This is a genomic window from Candidatus Dependentiae bacterium, from assembly GCA_035445995.1.
Lineage (GTDB): Bacteria > Babelota > Babeliae > Babelales > Vermiphilaceae > DAOMRS01.
Window position 1 is genome coordinate 678,764 of record DAOMRS010000001.1, and the last position, 17,488, is coordinate 696,251.

Below are 17,488 nucleotides of genomic sequence, written 5' to 3' on the forward strand. Positions count from 1 at the left end.
ATTACTGATTCATCTCACGCGCACCATATTCACGCAAAAGCACGTCAATGTCCCCATACCCTTTTTCTATTGCTAATTGCAATGCGGATCCTATTTCAGGAACAATTACTATTCCTACTTGTGCACCAGAGTTAAGCAATGTTTGGACCATGGCTTTATTATTTTGTTCTACCGCAATCATAAGTAGTGTGCGTTTATTTTCAACAACGTTTACATCCGCACCATGATCAACTAAAAACGATACAAATCTAACATCTCTATTTTGTTCAACTACAAGAGTTAATAATTGTGTTGCAACAGTTGAATTTAATGACACACCGTATTTGATCAAATTCATAAATGCATCAATATTATTTGTATCAACTGCATAAGTTAATGCTTGTTCAGGAGCAAACTCAATAATATTTTTACTTCGTATCCATCCCGTAAGCACAGGGATCTCTGCAACATATTCGCTTTGCGCTGCGATAACTAAAGGCGGCGTTCCCTTTTTTAATAAACGAAGCAAATTAAATAATTTATATTGTGCGTATTGATCAAGAGTAAATGCATGAGCAAGTGCAAGAATAAATACTACTTTTTCATCACGACTCAATGGGGATTTATTATCTTTTATGATTATTCTGGCCAATTCTTCAGTCCGCTCAAGGGATACTCCTTGCAGTGTTTGTGCAAGTACACCTGGCGCACGTGCAATAAGTAAAGGTTGTAGATAATTAAGGGCTTGTGAACGACGAACTTCATCTAAAGGGTGAGTGTAGGATCGTACCGTATCTTTGCGGACCGTCTTTGACCCATGCAAAAAACCAATACTAGCACTAAACAAAACTAATACGGTTAATAATAATGCTATATCAGATCGACCCTTTTCCATAGTTATATCCCCTTTATATGATTTTGCTCCACCCCTTCGTGTCACGAATATACAAAACGTAACATCTATCTTTAGTGTAATGTTGCTGCAAAACAAAAATCAATAAAAATAGTAATACTATTTGGAATACACTTCTTAAAAAGAATTATACAATAGACCGAAAAACTGCAGCACTTACTATGGCAGCCTGTTTTGCACGTAAAATAGTTGGCGTAAGTTTAAAAAAATTAAATGATGCCGCGTGAACTAATTCTTTTTCTGACGGCGTCAAATCACCTTCGGGTCCAACCATGATATATAATTCAGAAATGGACGATGGTATTTGTTGAATACTTGTTGTAAGTGCCATACCTTCTGGGTCAGCATACATTTTGTATGCACTTTTTGCCAATTGCACAAGATACGCACTTAATTCAATTGGCGCATGCAAAGTAGGCAATGAAAATTGTTTTGCTTGTTCTCCAGCAGCAATAATCACTCGCTCAAGTCGCTCGAGTTCTTTTTGACCACCCCATACTCGCTGGACTTTCTGTGTAGTAACCAATTGAATAGAGTTTACTCCGGCCTCTGCCAGACCGTATACCGCTTCAGAAAGATCTTCTCTTTTTAACACAGGCAATATAAAGTGAACAGTTGGCATAAGCTGTTTGTTTATATGATATGCACGAATATGCCCAATAACACGGGATTTACCCTCAAATGCATCAAGAAGTACTTCTACATGTTGCATAGCATCAAACAAGATAATTTTCTGCCCCTGATGCATACGCAATACATGTACTAAACGATGAAAAAAATCTTTATCATCTATAGTAATATATTCATCAGATTGACTTTTGAGTATATGCGATAAATTATCTAGATACAATGCAAATTCATGTTCCATAATATGACAACCAATAGATTATTTTAAAGTATACCTACAAATTTTGTGTATACCGCAGTACACATTTGTTTGCCTACATCATATTTTTGTAATACAAAATCACCAATACGCATAAGATATATCTTCCATTGAGGCAATGGTTCTATGGAAATATCCTCTGAAACTGCACCATGCTCTACCATTTCATCAATTAATTCATCAAATAAAGCATCCATATCTACATCTTGCGATTCTACTTTCTTATCCATTTGAATTTGCGCAGCCTGCTCAATAAAGTAGCCCATTGCTTGATACAATAACTGCACTTCTCGCATCATACCTATTGCATCTAACCCTTCATTATTTTTTATATAAATATCCGCGCCACACTCATCAATTAGGTACCGCACTATGTGGTAATGCCCATTGCTAATAGCACAATGCAATGGTGTGTCTCCACACATGCCTTGTACATTGACATCCATTTTACACACATCTACTAAGTATTTAACTACATCAATAAACCCAAATGAACATGCGTGATGCAATAATGTATCACCATATTCATCTACATTGGTAATATCAGCACCATATTCCTCTACCAATTGCTGCACATAACTGAGAATTCCTGCTTTGGTGGCCAAGCGTAAACTATCATCAAGATCTGTTTTTGTTTTTACATGGTCAAATTGTTCGGATAATACTACTGTACTTTGTTTTTGTACCGATATATTTTTATGTGGCTGTGTAACACGAGGACGTCCACACGTAAGACTAACTAGCGAAATACCAATTATAGTTAAGATTTTTTTACAAAACATATGTTCCCTTTTTTTCAAAAAACTACAGAATACAAAGGCCTAGTATACCTCTATTTGAGCAAAGGAACAAAAATTATTCTTTTTGTTATTGAGAACCTGCACTCGCAGAATTCGATCTCACCCGTGTCTGTTCTGATCTGCTCCAACGAGATGTTGGTGTTAATGGTCGTGGTGAAGTCGGCATAGAACGTGGTGATGTAGGCGCTGGAATACCATCTATGCGTGATAAAGTATTGGACGTGTTATTGACCGGCGGAAACCCATGTTGTTTTCCTAATCTAAGAGCTTCACTGCTGCCTCTAGAAGCACTTCTCTTTTTGAGAGCTCTTGAATTTTTGACCATCGGGACATTAACTGGATCGCTACCACTATATTGCGATGGACTTTCCTGAGCGTATACATAACACCAACAACATAGCAAACTTATAGCTAATAATTTTTTCATAAATAAGCTCCTTTTTTATCTGTATACCTATTACTTTTACTTAAAATTAGGTACTAATATAACCATAAAATATTGCATTATGGCAAGATATTTTACTAAGACTCAAACAAAAAGGAAATTTATGACCAATAAAAAACCAGTTGTTTTAGTTATTTTGGATGGATTTGGCTATTCTAATGCAAAAAAATATAATGCTATTGCGCATGCACATAGACCACATTTAGATAACTGGTTTACACACTATCCACATACATTATTACAAGCTTCTGGCACAGCAGTCGGATTACCTTCGGGTTATATTGGCAATTCAGAAGTTGGTCATTTGACTATTGGTAGTGGACGTATTGTAGAACAACCAATCACGGTATTGAATAAAGCTATTTCTGACGGCTCTTTTTCCAAAAATAAAATATTACAACATGAGTTAGATATTATTGCTCAAAATAAAGGCACTTTACATATTATAGGACTACTTTCTGATGCCGGTGTACATAGCCTTGAAAATCACTTATTTGCTTTTTTGGATACAGCAGTAAATCATGGGATTCACAAGATTATAGTACATCCATTTTTAGATGGGCGTGACACGCCACCTCAATCAGCGGCAACTTATCTAAAAAAACTCGATAAAAAGTTACAAGAATTAGGACGCGGAACCATTGGTTCAATACATGGTAGATTTTTTGCTATGGACCGAGATCGCAATTGGGACCGTACCGAGCACACATACAAAGCACTTACTCAAAAAGCAGATAAACAAAAACCGTTTGCCACATGGCAAAATGCACTCGATCATTATTATCATCAATCGATTACCGATGAATTTATACCACCCACACAGCTAGCGGCAAACAGTATAATTAAACCAGGTGATGGCATAATTTTTTTCAACTTTAGACCGGATCGTGCACGGCAATTGACTGCAGCTTTTATACAAAAAGATTTTAGTAATTTTAAACGTGATTATATACCACTGAGTACTTTTATTACTCCCGTAGCATATGCTGATAATTTAAGAACAAATTTTATGTTCCCGCATTCTACCATACAACATACACTCAAAGAAATCTTGGCTAAACATAGCAAATCAATATTCAGTATTGCCGAAACAGAAAAATATGCCCATGTTACCTACTTTTTTAACGGTATGCAAGAAAACCCTGTAGCTACTGAAACTCGCATAATTATTCCTTCGTTACATGCAAAAAATTATGCCAAATATCCTTGCATGTCTGCTGCAGAAATTACCAAAACAGTTATTGATTCTTTACGTAAAAATCCACAGGATTTTTATCTGATTAATTATGCAAATGCCGATATGGTTGGTCACACGGGAAACTTTGATGCTACTGTACGCGCAGTTGAATGCCTTGATCACGAATTAGAAAAACTATATACCGTCATAATCAAAGAACTTGATGGCACCTTAATTATCACGGCAGACCATGGCAATGCAGAAGAGATGTATGATGAAAAATATCAGCAACCGCGTACGGCACATACCACTAACCCAGTACCATTTCTGGTTATTAACAAGCACATAAAAAAAGGTGAGCTTTCGCTCACCCAACTTGCTGATATAGCACCATTTATTTTAAAACTAATGCAGCTGCCCATACCCACAGAAATGATTAGGTAGTCGGTACCATATATTCAAAATACACATAACCCTCATCATCACGGTACACCTCTTGGAATCCGAGGCGTTTATATATTTTCTGTGCAGCAAAGTTTACCGTACGTGTTACTAGCTGTATTTTTTTAGCTCCTTGAGCTATTAAATCATTAACCGCAAATCTTGCGAGCTGTTCTCCATACCCCTTACCCCTAAATATTGGATCAACCGCTAAAAATAGCAAGATACCAACCTGCGGATTTTCTTTGTAATAAGCAGTAAATCCTGCCAATTGGTTATCTACACGTAATACCTTAATTTGCAATATTCCCGCATGCAAAGGATTTCTTGTGGGCGCACGGTATTTGAAAAAATACTCTGCATATTCGCGCGAATAGTCCGGCCGCGATGCGATTAACCAATACCAATTTTCTTGAAACAATTTTAAAATAGATTCTAAATCTCGTGCCTCATCATAAGTATAAAAAGGACCTTGTTCTAGTACCTGCTGCGGTTTGCTTTGATGTTGCACATAATAATAACCAACACCTGCAATACCAATTAAACTTGCTGCTATAATAATTTTTTTCATAAGCTTATTCATGAGTTCCCTTTATTTTTGGTACAGCATATTCAATGCTATGTAAAGTCAATCCTTTTGCTGCGGCTGTAGGTAATGTATTTATCGGGTTTTTTGCTTGCAACACATCACGTATATAATGTGTCGGCATATCAGGAGTTGTTGCAACTTTAAGTGCTGCACCAACCATGCGTCTAATCATATAACGTAAAAATTTTTGCGCTACGACTGTTATCCGATATGCATCCCATGACTCTACGTATTCTACAGAAATTTGATCAATCGTACGTATTTTATTAGGATCAGGTGCATCAATAGAACAAAACGAAGTAAAATCATGCGTTCCAACAAAAATCTGTAATGCACTAGTGAGCTTATCAATATCAACACGAGAAGAATAAAACCAACCATATCGTTGTACAAATGGTGATGGTTTTTTCAAAAAAACGTGATAGTGATATGTTTTACGCACCACATTATACAATGGATGAAAATCCGCAATAGAAAGATCTAATGATCTTATGATAATATCACCTGGTAATACAGCATTCCAAACACGAAGCATCGTTGCTGTATCCAAAGGCAAATCGGTTTTAAATTGCGCTACTTGCCCCTGTGCGTGTACACCCGCATCTGTACGCGATGCACCAAGAATTTTTATGGATTTTTTAAAGACATATGCAAAAGTATCTTGAAGTACTTGGGTGACCGTCATCAAATCTTTTTGTTCCTGCCACCCATGATAGTTGGTACCATCGTACGCAATTACAATTGTATACTTAAACATAGAACCTATTTTACGCGTTTACGCATTGTCTCATTTAAAACGCGTTTACGTAAACGAATAGAACTTGGTGTAACCTCAATAAGTTCATCCGGGCGTATCCATTCCATGCAACGCTCAAGGGACATTTTACGCGCTGGTGCAAGTTTAATAGCATCATCTGAACCAGATGCACGCATATTAGTTAATTTTTTGCCCTTACATGGATTTACCGTCAAGTCATTGTCTCGGCTATGCTCACCAATAATCATTCCCTCATATACTGGCTCACCTGGCTCTACAAATAAAATACCGCGTTCTTGTAAGGCATCCAGTGCATATCCGGTTACTGGTCCATTTTCCATGGACACTAATGCACCTTTAGTACGTGTTGGAATATCACCCTTGTATGGTTGATAGTCAAGAAAGCTCACGTTCAATAAACCAGTACCACGTGTATCCGTTAAGAATTGGCTTTTGAACCCAATCAAAGCACGTGATGGCACTTCATATTCCAAACGTATACGCCCATCACCAAAGGTAACCATATTTTTCATGATACCTTTACGTCTACCAAGATTTTCCATCACAGAACCTTGATATTCTTCTGGAGTATCAATCACCACAAATTCAATTGGTTCGTACTTTTGACCATCAATAGTTTTATAAATAACTTGCGGTGCAGAAACTTGTAACTCAAATCCTTCACGACGCATGTTTTCAATTAACACACCAAGATGTAATTGACCACGGCCAGATACTTTAAATATTTCCGGAGAATCAGTTGGTTCAACACGTAATGCAACGTTAGTTTTTAATTCTTTATCAAAACGATCTTTTAAATGGCGAGACGTTAAAAACTTACCTTCTTTACCATTAAATGGTGAATCGTTGACTGAGATAAACATACTGAGTGTTGGTTCATCAATTGCTACATATGGGTATGGATTTGGATTATTTGGCGCACAAACTGTAGCACCAATTGAAGGCTGCTCATTAAACCCAGTTACTGCAACAATATCACCACTTGCAGCTTCCGGCACTTCAACTTTATCAAGGCCAACAAATTTAAATATTTTAGTAACTTTAGTTGGAGCACCTATTTTGTCTCCCTTGCAAAGAACTATTTGTTGTCCTAACTTAAGTTCTCCACCAAAGATACGGCCAACAGCAATTGGACCCAAGAAGTCTGAGTGATCAATATTTGTAATCAGTAATTGTAATGAATCAGATTGTGACTGAGGAGCTGGTACATATTTGATAATCGCATCAAATATAGGCTGCATATCTTTTGATTCAACTGAAGGATCAGTAGTTGCAAATCCTAATCTGCCTGAACCATATAAAACAGGAAAATCTAATTGCGAATCATCTTGTGCTAAATCTAAAAATAGCTCATGAATACTTTCTTCAGTACGTTTTATATCTGCATCTTTACGATCAATCTTATTGATAAACACAATAGGCTGTAATCCAAGTTGCAACGCCTTTTGCAATACAAAACGCGTACCAGGCAAAACACCTTCCGCCGCATCAACTAATAATAAAAAGCCTTCAACCATTTGCAGCGTACGTTCCACCTCGCCACCAAAATCTGCGTGGCCTGGTGTATCAACAATATTAATTGCATAATCACCGTATGTAATACCGGTATTTTTTGCCAAAATAGTAATACCACGTTCACGTTCAAGATCATTTGAGTCCATTACGCGGTCTTGTCCAGCCATACTAACTGTACCAGATTGTTGTAATAGTTGATCTACTAATGTTGTTTTACCATGATCTACGTGTGCGATGATTGCTATGTTGCGCAGATTAGAACGCTCCATTTATTCACCTATTGGGTTAAAAAAGGTGCCTACCTCAATAAGCAAGCACCTTGATGTTATTAACTATTAAAGATATTGAGTTGTGTATGGCAATAAAGACATTACACGAGCTTTACGAATTTCACGTGACAATTCACGTTGGTGCAATGCACAGTTACCAGAAATACGTGAAGGTAAAATTTTACCACGCTCAGTTAAAAAACCTTTCAAAAAAGTTGCATTTTTATAATCAAGATTCAATGCATACTCTTTTTTCCCACAAAAACGACAATGCTTGTTTGGACCTGCGCCATTGCGTCGTGTACGTTTTTTTACTAATCGAGCGCTAATTTTTAATTTAATTTTCTTAGTCATGATTATTGTCCTTAACTAGCTTATTCTTGGTCATCAAATTCAGTATCTTCTTCCATTTCTTCAAAATCAATATCTGTTACTTGACCTTTCTTGCCATCTACTGCAGAAATCAAGCCTTCAATCTTTTTACGTTCATCCATGAATCCGCGTGAATTTGTTGTTTCCGGCGCATCTTCTAAAGATTTTGGACGCTGATATGCAAGTGACTGATTTGGTTCAAGCTTGGTCAACATATTACGCATTACAATGTTGTTTAACCTGATTTTGAACAATGATGATATTTCATTCAATGCTGTTTCTGCTTTGTCAGTTTCAAAGCGAGCTAGAAAGTATATGCCATAATCATTTCTATCTACTGGATATGATAATTTATATTTACCCCAGCGCTCAAATGATATCAATGATCCATTTGATTGGCGAACTACAGAATCAATCTGTTTTTCGATAGATTTTGTCTCATCTTGGGTAATTTCAGGTACCGCAAGCATAAGTACTTCATAACGGTGCATCATGCATTTCCTCTATACTAAGTGGAAGTGAACTAAACACTATAGAACAGGACCACCCTATTCTATTTAGTATTTAAGAGTTTATTTATAATCAAAGATAGCAAAAAGGCCAGAAAAATCTAGTTTTCCTGACCTTTCTGAGTCTATTTAAGCAAGTTTTTGAGATCGGTGAATTACACGACCTATAATTCTAAAGTGATCTTTGCCACGCACCAATGCTATTGGTGGTTGCTTATGATTCACTGATTCAAGTACTATAAAATCTTCGGTGTAGGTAACCTGTACAATAGATTTTACCGGCGTATCATTACCATATTCTACCGCAGCAATATCACCTGAACGTGTCCAAACTTCTGGCGATACGATTAAGTAATCACCTTTTACAAAGGTTGGTGACATCGTGTTATTTTCTACACACAAAGCAAACATTGCATCATCATTTGAGTTTAATACTGGTACAAATTCATCTTTGTGACCAGTAGTAATTTGCATTAATTGGTTGTTATATGGAGATGGGTTTGATGGAACTTCACCTACAACCGGTACAATTTTTACCTGTAGGTTAACATCTGATTTTTCAGGCATACTAACATTTTTATCAATATTATCAGTACGTTGACGACGCTCTGAGAACAAGTCGATTGGACTAATTTCAAATGCCATTGCTAATTTGCGTAATGAGTCTTCGTTCCAACGGCGAGTACCGTTTTTGATATGGGTCAGATAACTCTCTGACATCCCTGTTTTTTCTGCTAAAACCTTAGTGGTCCAGCCTTTTTCTCTGAGCAGTTCTTTTACTCGTAATTGAGTCGAAGTTGAAGCCATGAGATACTCCTTCTTACAATCTTAGTTTTCTTATAGTATGATTGAATCCACTGCATTATTTCTAATTGTACGCCAAATATACTGATTGTCAAACGGGTTACAGGTATATGAGCCAAAAAATTTCCTCCCTGAAAATCACTAAAAATTACTATGAGAAAACCTCTTGGCAACGAGGGGCTGTTGTCTGTGGTATAGATGAGGTAGGCCGCGGGTGCTTGGCTGGCCCCCTGGTCACTGGAGCAGTAATATTACCACCTGGTAAAAGCCACCCCCAATTGAAAGATTCCAAGCTCATGACCCCTCAGGAGCGCGAAAAAGCCTTTTTATGGATCAAAAAGCATTGCTGGTACTCTGTTGGCATTATCAATAACCGCTTGATTGATGAGCACAATATTTGGCAAGCCACTATATTGGGTATGAAAAAGGCCCTTGTACACCTACTGGCCTCCTGCCCACTCACCCCTGAATGTATACTCATAGATGCTGTACCTTTGAATCTGTTTGATACCGGGCTTGGACACATACCGACATACAGCTTTACCCAGGGAGAACGCAAATCGAGTTCTATAGCTGCAGCTTCTATTGTAGCCAAAGTAACCAGGGACCATATGATGGCAAAATATGCAACGCTGTTTCCCAGCTATCATTTACAAAAGCACAAAGGATACAGCACTCAAAGCCATAAACTTGCAATTAACACTCACACGCATTCAATTATTCATCGGGTAAGTTTTTTAACCAATATTGTTACCCCTCAAGAAAGTGATTATGCAGAACAACAAACCATTTGCTGAAGTTATTGAAAGCTCATTAACCGGCTGGCTTGCACAAAGCTGGCAATGGGATAAATTCCCTCAATTTGGCACAATGGTCACTATCACCAGCAATAACCGTACCTTATTCGGTGTAGTATATCAGGTACAAACAGGTTCTATGGATCCTGTACGTTATCCTTTCCCTTATCAAAAAACTGAAGAAGAATTACGCGCAGAACAACCACAAATTTTTGAATTTCTAAAAACTACATTTGCATGTCTGACGTTGGGATATCAAGAAAAGGGACGGCTCTACTACTTATGCGCACCGGAACCACCAAAGATTCATGCTTTTGTAACCAACATGCCACTTGATCTGAGTAAACAGTTTTTTATCAACCACAATTATTTGCACACACTTTTTGCACATAGCAACCAAGTAAGCAATCTTGACGAGCTGCTTCTTGCACTCATCAAGTATCAACAAATGTTGAATATATTATCTGAAGATTCACTCGATATATTCATGCGACGATATGCATTACTTATTGGTAATGATTATCGCCGCACTAAATTATTTTTACAACGAGTTGAACCATTAGTACGTATTAATCATAATTATCCGAACTAGGATCTTTATTAATCATTATGTGATGGTGCTGCGCCAACATCATAATCCTTATCTAATGGGCCACGGCACGTTGGACAGTGCCGATCATGTAAGGCTAATTTACATGTTTTACACAAAAAATGTAAACAATTCAAATGAGCTACTGTACGTTGATTAGGTTCCACTGGCTCAGAAAAACATATCGGGCATTTGTATTCTGCTTGTTCTGCGCTGTAATTAACTATAAAATCCACAATATGATACTGCTCTTTATTTTTTGCTAATTTAAATGGAGAACCTGCTGTGTGAAATGGTCTTTTCTTTCTTTTAAAGCTCGCCTCTGCACGTATATCTGCACCTTGACTGACCAAAAATTTTACCATCGGCAAATTGCCAATCTTGGCAGCTATGTGCAATGGCGTTTTTCTCCTTTTTTTCTCTTTTTCATTTATAGGTATATTTTTTTTAACTAATAATGTAAGTAATTTATCATATTCTTTTGCGGCTACATAACGCTCTATATGTTTTTCTTTAGCATCAGCATCTTTTAGTTGTTCAAGTAAAAACTGCATGATAGCTATGCCATTTTCGTTATAAGCAGCATGATGCAATACGCCTTGTCCTTGAACATCGCACGCATATATATCTGCACCTTGTGCAAGCAAAAAATCAATCATAGGTATTGTATTATTGTTTTCTTCTTCAACCATATTAAGCAATGGCGTCATGCCGTTTTTATCCGGCTTATCAATTAAATCCCGCATACCACAGTCATCGCATAAAAACCGCATCATATCTACATTACCCCCTACAGCTGCGTAATGCATCAAAGTGCTACCATCTTCATCACATGCATGTTTGTTTGCACCTTTTTCCAATAAATATTTTACCCCATTCAAATGGCCTCCGGCCGCTATTTGATGCAATGGAGTTCTATTGTAATTATTTGGTTTATCAAAAGGCATATTATATTCATCAATCAATAATGCGAGTATTTCAATATGTCCTCCATGCTTTGCATCATGGCGAGCATATCTTGCAGCATAATCGATTAATGAAACATCAAAATGACTACCCGCAAGCCTATCTTTATCAGCACCATGCAACAGTAGATACTTGGTCGAATCAAGCGCTCCCTTACTAACCGCATAAAATAGTGGCGTAAAATTAGCATTATTAGGCTCATCAACCAAATCATCTAAAGAATATGATTCTACCAAGAATTGTAAGATTTCAGCATTATGACATGCAGCCACATGAAGTACCGTGCATCCTGCTGCGTTTTTTATACGTGGCGGTATGGAATTTCTACTAAATAATGTTTGTATTGCTTCTTTATCACCCCGTTTAATTGCATCAAATAACACATCATTCGGATATTTTTTAAAAATATTCCCTTGAAATTCGAATTCCTTATTGGCATGAGGACCCTGCGGTGCTAACGCTAAACAACTACCCGTTTTTGCAGGTCTGCATATATCTGCAGGCACTTGTATCGGAACCGTTGCCATTGAACCTGGAACCAACTCTATGTGTTGCATAATACGTGCATTAGTATGCATACGTAGCACCTTATGCAATATATTGTCTTGCAATTTTTTATCCTTACTGACCACCTGTGCTTGCTTCCGAATTTTTTGCTGCACACGTTGCCAGTATGCATCATCAAATACTGGGAATTCATCTTGAGAACGTACGCGCTTCATACCTTCAAGTGGATTCATAGCGAACAATACAAAAACCATATATATAAAAAACATACATAAACCTTTCCATAAATAACTATTTTTGCATCCATCAAGTGTATAAATTTTTCTTTAAAAAGCCTAAATATGGATAAAATTTGGGCTTTTGCTACACTAATAATAAAAGAATTAAGGACTTTATCTATGTTTAATTTTATCAAACAAAAACTTCAAAAAATCTATAATAACTTCACCACTAAAGTTTCTGCCATCTTTGGTCGTACAACCATAGACGAATCTACCTTAAAAGAATTAGAAATTACTCTTCTATCTGCAGATACCGGTGTACAAACAACACGCACAATAATTAATCAGCTCAAACAATATGCCCAAGATGGTACATTACCAGAAGGACAAAATTTGCGTGATGCATTGCGCAACATTTTAATAACTATTCTACAAAAAACAGAATCTATTTCATTAGCCGATAGACAGGTATATGTTTTAGCTGGTATTAATGGATCAGGTAAAACAACCTTTGTTGGTAAACTTGCTCACTTATTGTCTCAAAATGGAAAAAAAGTATTACTCGTTGCTGCAGACACATTCCGTGCTGCTGCTGCCGAACAACTACACGCATGGGCACAAAAAATTGGCGTCGACATTGTTATTGGCACACCAAATCAAGATCCAGCATCAGTCGTATTTGCCGGGTGTGATAAATTCAAACAAGAAGCCTATGATGCACTCATAATAGATACTGCCGGTCGCCTACACACCAAAACAAATTTAATGAATGAACTTGCAAAAATAAAACGTATTATTACCAAACAGTTACCTGATCAACAGATAACTACCTTGCTTACTATAGATTCTATGCTCGGACAGAATTCGTTTGAACAAGCAAAATTATTTAAAGAATGTACCAGTATAGATGGTATAGTATTGACTAAAATGGATGGCACCGGCAAAGGTGGCATTGTATTTGCCATTGCCGATCAATTACATGTCCCTATTGCTTATATCACGTTTGGCGAACAACTGGATCAGATCAAGTTGTTTGACCCACACAATTATGTACATGAATTATTGGATATTACTTAGATTATTTATTATCCTCTGGATCTGATACTCAAATTCTGCAATTGCTTCTTGTGCATCATATTCTTGTGCTAATTTATATGCCCTACAATCACATGCAGCTGGATCAAAACAATATTTCTCTACTAATAATTTAATCACCTTTGGACGATTATGGATTGCCGCTAAATCGAGCACCGTGCGTCCATACGCATTTATTTTTTCTACATCTGCTCCAGATTGTATCAAGTAATCTATTATATCTGTCAGACCAAGTGATGCTGCAAGATGCAATGGGGTTGTATTATGTTGGCAAACCGCATCAATACTAGCACCTGCACATACGAGATACTGCACAGCACGTTTTTTATTATTAAAAATAGCTAAATGTAATGGTGTGCATAAATATTGGTCATCCCACGTAATAACATTTTTATTTAACTGATTTTCATGTATCAGATAATCAAGCAATTCAGTGTTATCGACCACTGCAGCTTTATGCACTATGGTCAAACCGCATGCATCATACCCTTGCAACGTAAGACCACGACTTTGTAAAAATCTTACCATATGAGTATGGCCTGCTAACGCTGCACGATGGATTAATGGATCACCAATATAACTACCTGCATGAATATCGGCACCTTGGGCAATCCAATGTTGTACAGACGGTATGTCACCCTTTTGCACTGCTTGAACAAGCTGGTTTTGTATATCTATTTGAGTGTCCATACAACAAGCAGGTAAAAAAATAAATAAAACAACGGCAAATATATGCCTTAAGTGTATGTGCATACAATATTTCCTTAATTGACTTACATGAAAGATAAATTATAGTAAGGGTATCAATTTTAATGCTTAAATAAAAGGTTATTCGATGAAAAAACTTTATGCACAGATAATATTTATTGTTTCAGCTATGCATATGTGCTTAGGTGCAAAAATTGTAGATAGCTATGCCATTACCGATATTATTAAATATCTTGACCCTACCATTGCACCAAAAGATACGCTCATTGTTTACGATTTAGATAATACCCTTATAGAATCGGTGAATGAAATGGGATCCCCACAACAATTCAGTGCTTTGTTACGCAAAAGAATGGCACTATATGGAATAACCAAAGAAGAAGCAATCGAACAAACATTACCTCTATATACTCTTATTGCACAATATACGCCAATCCGACCAATAGAAGATACAACGGTTAACTTAATTAATCTATTACAAGATGCTGGCTATAAAAGTGTAGTGCTAACTGCACGCACAGGGAACAATCTTGCAGCTACTACTTGCAAACAATTAAGCGATTTGCACATTGATTTTACCAAAAGCGCTGTTACAAAAAAATCTATTAAAGATCCTTCATTTGTATACCAATGCAACATTATATTTGCTGATGGCGGCAACAAGGGTGAATTATTATTAAAGTTTTTAAAAGCAACCAAATTTAACCCTAAATTAATTATATTCGTTGATGATAAAGATTATAACGTACATGCTGTTGAAGGAAGTTTGCAACAAAAAGGCATGAATCATGTGAGCATACAATACCGTTTCTGCGATGAAAAAGCACATGCCTTTGACCTTGCAGCTACTGAACCTCTTTTATTATCATTGGTTAATCAATATCCTGATGTTAAAAAAGCGTATGAACACTATGTAACTAATTCTACTAATAATATGAAACAACCGCATAAATCAGTACACACTAAGGTTCCAAAACGTGAAAACCCAAGCAACAATCAACCAAGTCATAACTGATATAGCATCAAAATTATCTGTTACTTTTGATGATCCCACATTGTGCAGACAATATGCTTGGTGGATGGTGGAGGCTATCACGAACAAAACACAAGCACAGTTAATTGCGCAAAATATTATTTCTTTTTCTCAAAAAGAACAGATCAAACTTGCAAGCTGGATTGATAAAATAACAACACAACATATACCAATCCAATATTTAATTGGTTTTGTACCATTTAATGATGTTGAAATTCTAGTACAACCACCCACCCTTATCCCACGACCAGAAACAGAAGAATGGACGTTGCAATTAATTAAACAGTTACAAACATTGGACCATAAAAACTTTGTTATTATTGATCTGTGTACCGGAAGTGGCTGCATTGCATTAGCGCTTGGCCATGCATTCCCCCAAGCTCAAATCTATGCTACTGATATCTCTCCTGATGCGATTACACTTGCACAAAAAAATGCGCAACATAATAACATTAAAAATGTCACTTTTATTCTGTCAGATTTGTTTGCCAAGTTACCATCCATTAAAGCGGATATTATCGTAGCTAATCCACCTTATATTGCTGAGTATGAATGGCAAACACTGGATACCTCAGTTACCAAATGGGAAGACAAACAAGCATTAGTTGCTAATCATGAAGGTCTTGCCATCATACAAAAGATAATTGAGCAAGCTCCACAATGGTTACGATCAAATGATCAAATGGCACAACACAACATCCCACAAGTAGTTATAGAAATTGGTTATCAACAAGCTATCTCAGTAGTTGCATTGATGAAGCAGGCACACTATACTGCAATTGAAGTACACAAAGATCTTGAAGAAAAAGATCGTGTAGTTTGCGGGAGAGTAAAATATGTGGCGTCTGCCAAAGCTGGATGATACATTAGTCACCATTACCTTTCAACCTCATTTACTGAGTTGTAGCATCATTACAACATCTCAACATACCGCTCCATTTGCATTACATGCCTATACTGAAATACCATTACAACAGCTTGAATTAGAACAATTAAAAATCTTTAACCCAACGTTACTGCAAAATTATATCATCAACTTTCTTGATATACATCAAGTACGCAATGCGTTTATTACGTGTATGCTTAATGGTCCTGGTATTTATGAACGCTTTATTCCTATGCATACAGCTAACCCACAGTTAGATGATTTCTTATTGCCAGAAAAACAAACGTATACCTGGGAATATCGCTATGTGTACCCAATTGATCATGGCCGCTGGATGTTCTATGTTAGTGGTATTAAAAAAGATCTTTTGTTTCAATACAAACTACTTGCAATTGCCGGCAACTTAAACATCACCACTATTACGACACAACGCTCCGCATTATTATCTTTATATAAATTCCAACAAGGCAAAGCATTCCGCACTAGCAAGCTTGCTATTGATATGTTGCACCATCACAACATGCCCGAACAATTATTCTGCGCAGATACTTTAGGGCGCTTGTTATATATTCCACCGCGACTTATACATCAGCGTGCACAAGCTACTGCGCACCTATTGAATGCATGTGGATTATATGTAGCAGAAAGGATCTTTCATGAAACCTATTAATTTTTTACAAACTTTAAATCATTTTCAGCAGAAAAGTTTACGCCGCTGGACACAATTTACCCTTATATCAACTACTCTTGTTCTGGTTAGTATTATTGTATTGCAAAGCATACAACTGTATGAACTATATACCACATATACTACTTGTACTTCAGCTCAATGTACACTCAATGGGTTACAAACTGCGATTAATACACAAACACAGTTTGATTCAGAAAAGAGTTTGTTGGAAACAAAAAAAAGAAAACTCACTACGAGTATGCATAAATTGAAACAAACACAAAGTCATTTGCGTGCTATTCGCGATTATATACATGCCCCACTCAGTCTGCAAACCTGTAAACTTGATAAAAAGCATTTTGAAATTACTGCCACTTGCGGTCAGGTACAAGATGCCTTAGCCACAATACAACAATTAGAAGACTATCCTTCATTTAAGCAAGTTGAATTAGTATCACTAGAATCATATGGGAATAGTGAACACCTATTGGTTACTATTCGAGGAAACCTTATATAACATTCCCTCTTTACCCAACAAG

Annotated in this window: 20 protein-coding genes; 8 read left to right on the forward strand and 12 right to left on the reverse strand. The window is 36.7% G+C overall.

Going from position 1 to position 17,488, the window contains the following annotated elements; all coding sequences use genetic code 11:
- Position 1: 1 nt before the first annotated feature.
- From PK943_03270 to PK943_03285, 4 genes are all read right to left on the reverse strand, one after another.
- On the reverse strand, positions 2-874 hold the full coding sequence (locus PK943_03270) for an ankyrin repeat domain-containing protein (protein HRN78234.1): 873 nt from the start codon (positions 872-874) through the stop codon (positions 2-4).
- Between the two features lie 145 nt (positions 875-1,019).
- Positions 1,020-1,760, reverse strand: coding sequence for an RsmE family RNA methyltransferase (locus PK943_03275; protein HRN78235.1), 741 nt, complete (start codon positions 1,758-1,760; stop codon positions 1,020-1,022).
- A 23-nt stretch (positions 1,761-1,783) separates the two neighbouring features.
- Entirely contained in the window at positions 1,784-2,560 is a 777-nt protein-coding gene (locus PK943_03280) for an ankyrin repeat domain-containing protein (protein HRN78236.1), read from the reverse strand.
- 85 nt (positions 2,561-2,645) lie between these two features.
- Positions 2,646-3,005: a hypothetical protein gene (locus tag PK943_03285; GenBank protein HRN78237.1), complete on the reverse strand. Its 360-nt coding sequence runs from the start codon at positions 3,003-3,005 to the stop codon at positions 2,646-2,648.
- A 121-nt stretch (positions 3,006-3,126) separates the two neighbouring features.
- On the opposite strand from PK943_03285, the gene gpmI reads away from it, so the two are divergent.
- Positions 3,127-4,644, forward strand: a complete 1,518-nt coding sequence (gene gpmI, locus PK943_03290; GenBank protein ID HRN78238.1) for a 2,3-bisphosphoglycerate-independent phosphoglycerate mutase — start codon at positions 3,127-3,129, stop codon at positions 4,642-4,644.
- Here the strand turns inward: gpmI and PK943_03295 are convergent.
- The 6 genes from PK943_03295 to PK943_03320 all read right to left on the reverse strand — a co-directional run bounded on the left by PK943_03295 (position 4,637) and on the right by PK943_03320 (position 9,480).
- Entirely contained in the window at positions 4,637-5,224 is a 588-nt protein-coding gene (locus PK943_03295; protein ID HRN78239.1) for a GNAT family N-acetyltransferase, read from the reverse strand. The two genes, gpmI and PK943_03295, sit on opposite strands and share 8 nt — an antisense overlap.
- Positions 5,217-5,987 (reverse strand): tRNA pseudouridine(38-40) synthase TruA, encoded by a 771-nt coding sequence (gene truA, locus PK943_03300; protein HRN78240.1) that lies wholly within the window; start codon positions 5,985-5,987, stop codon positions 5,217-5,219. Before truA ends, PK943_03295 begins: the two co-directional genes overlap by 8 nt.
- Before the next feature lie 5 nt (positions 5,988-5,992).
- On the reverse strand, positions 5,993-7,792 hold the full coding sequence (typA, locus tag PK943_03305; protein HRN78241.1) for a translational GTPase TypA: 1,800 nt from the start codon (positions 7,790-7,792) through the stop codon (positions 5,993-5,995).
- Positions 7,793-7,858: 66 nt separating this feature from the next.
- Positions 7,859-8,146, reverse strand: coding sequence for a 30S ribosomal protein S18 (gene rpsR, locus PK943_03310; GenBank protein ID HRN78242.1), 288 nt, complete (start codon positions 8,144-8,146; stop codon positions 7,859-7,861).
- A gap of 20 nt (positions 8,147-8,166) precedes the next feature.
- Entirely contained in the window at positions 8,167-8,658 is a 492-nt protein-coding gene (gene rpsF / locus PK943_03315; protein HRN78243.1) for a 30S ribosomal protein S6, read from the reverse strand.
- 144 nt (positions 8,659-8,802) lie between these two features.
- Positions 8,803-9,480, reverse strand: coding sequence for an XRE family transcriptional regulator (locus PK943_03320; protein ID HRN78244.1), 678 nt, complete (start codon positions 9,478-9,480; stop codon positions 8,803-8,805).
- 107 nt (positions 9,481-9,587) lie between these two features.
- Here PK943_03320 and PK943_03325 point away from each other — a divergent pair, with 107 nt between their 5' ends.
- Both PK943_03325 and PK943_03330 read left to right on the forward strand, forming a co-directional pair.
- Positions 9,588-10,274, forward strand: a complete 687-nt coding sequence (locus PK943_03325) for a ribonuclease HII (protein ID HRN78245.1) — start codon at positions 9,588-9,590, stop codon at positions 10,272-10,274.
- Entirely contained in the window at positions 10,249-10,866 is a 618-nt protein-coding gene (locus PK943_03330; protein HRN78246.1) for a hypothetical protein, read from the forward strand. Before PK943_03325 ends, PK943_03330 begins: the two co-directional genes overlap by 26 nt.
- Before the next feature lie 8 nt (positions 10,867-10,874).
- On the opposite strand, the gene PK943_03335 is transcribed toward PK943_03330, so the two are convergent.
- Positions 10,875-12,605, reverse strand: a complete 1,731-nt coding sequence (locus tag PK943_03335) for an ankyrin repeat domain-containing protein (GenBank protein ID HRN78247.1) — start codon at positions 12,603-12,605, stop codon at positions 10,875-10,877.
- A gap of 129 nt (positions 12,606-12,734) precedes the next feature.
- Here PK943_03335 and ftsY point away from each other — a divergent pair, with 129 nt between their 5' ends.
- Positions 12,735-13,634 carry a signal recognition particle-docking protein FtsY gene (gene ftsY / locus PK943_03340; GenBank protein ID HRN78248.1) on the forward strand — a complete coding sequence of 300 codons (900 nt, stop codon included), beginning with the start codon at positions 12,735-12,737 and terminating at the stop codon, positions 13,632-13,634.
- Here the strand turns inward: ftsY and PK943_03345 are convergent.
- Positions 13,617-14,405 carry an ankyrin repeat domain-containing protein gene (locus tag PK943_03345; protein ID HRN78249.1) on the reverse strand — a complete coding sequence of 263 codons (789 nt, stop codon included), beginning with the start codon at positions 14,403-14,405 and terminating at the stop codon, positions 13,617-13,619. The two genes, ftsY and PK943_03345, sit on opposite strands and share 18 nt — an antisense overlap.
- 82 nt (positions 14,406-14,487) lie before the next feature.
- Between PK943_03345 and PK943_03350 the strand changes: the two genes are divergently transcribed.
- From PK943_03350 to PK943_03365, 4 genes are read left to right on the forward strand one after another with little or no spacing between them, the layout of a single operon-like run.
- The gene (locus tag PK943_03350; GenBank protein ID HRN78250.1) at positions 14,488-15,375 is read left to right on the forward strand and encodes a DUF2608 domain-containing protein; all 888 of its coding nucleotides are present in this window, start codon (positions 14,488-14,490) and stop codon (positions 15,373-15,375) included.
- On the forward strand, positions 15,338-16,255 hold the full coding sequence (gene prmC, locus PK943_03355) for a peptide chain release factor N(5)-glutamine methyltransferase (GenBank protein ID HRN78251.1): 918 nt from the start codon (positions 15,338-15,340) through the stop codon (positions 16,253-16,255). The genes PK943_03350 and prmC overlap by 38 nt, the downstream gene beginning before the upstream one ends.
- Positions 16,230-16,949: a hypothetical protein gene (locus PK943_03360; GenBank protein ID HRN78252.1), complete on the forward strand. Its 720-nt coding sequence runs from the start codon at positions 16,230-16,232 to the stop codon at positions 16,947-16,949. The genes prmC and PK943_03360 overlap by 26 nt, the downstream gene beginning before the upstream one ends.
- Entirely contained in the window at positions 16,936-17,466 is a 531-nt protein-coding gene (locus tag PK943_03365; GenBank protein ID HRN78253.1) for a hypothetical protein, read from the forward strand. The genes PK943_03360 and PK943_03365 overlap by 14 nt, the downstream gene beginning before the upstream one ends.
- Positions 17,467-17,488 lie beyond the last annotated feature (22 nt).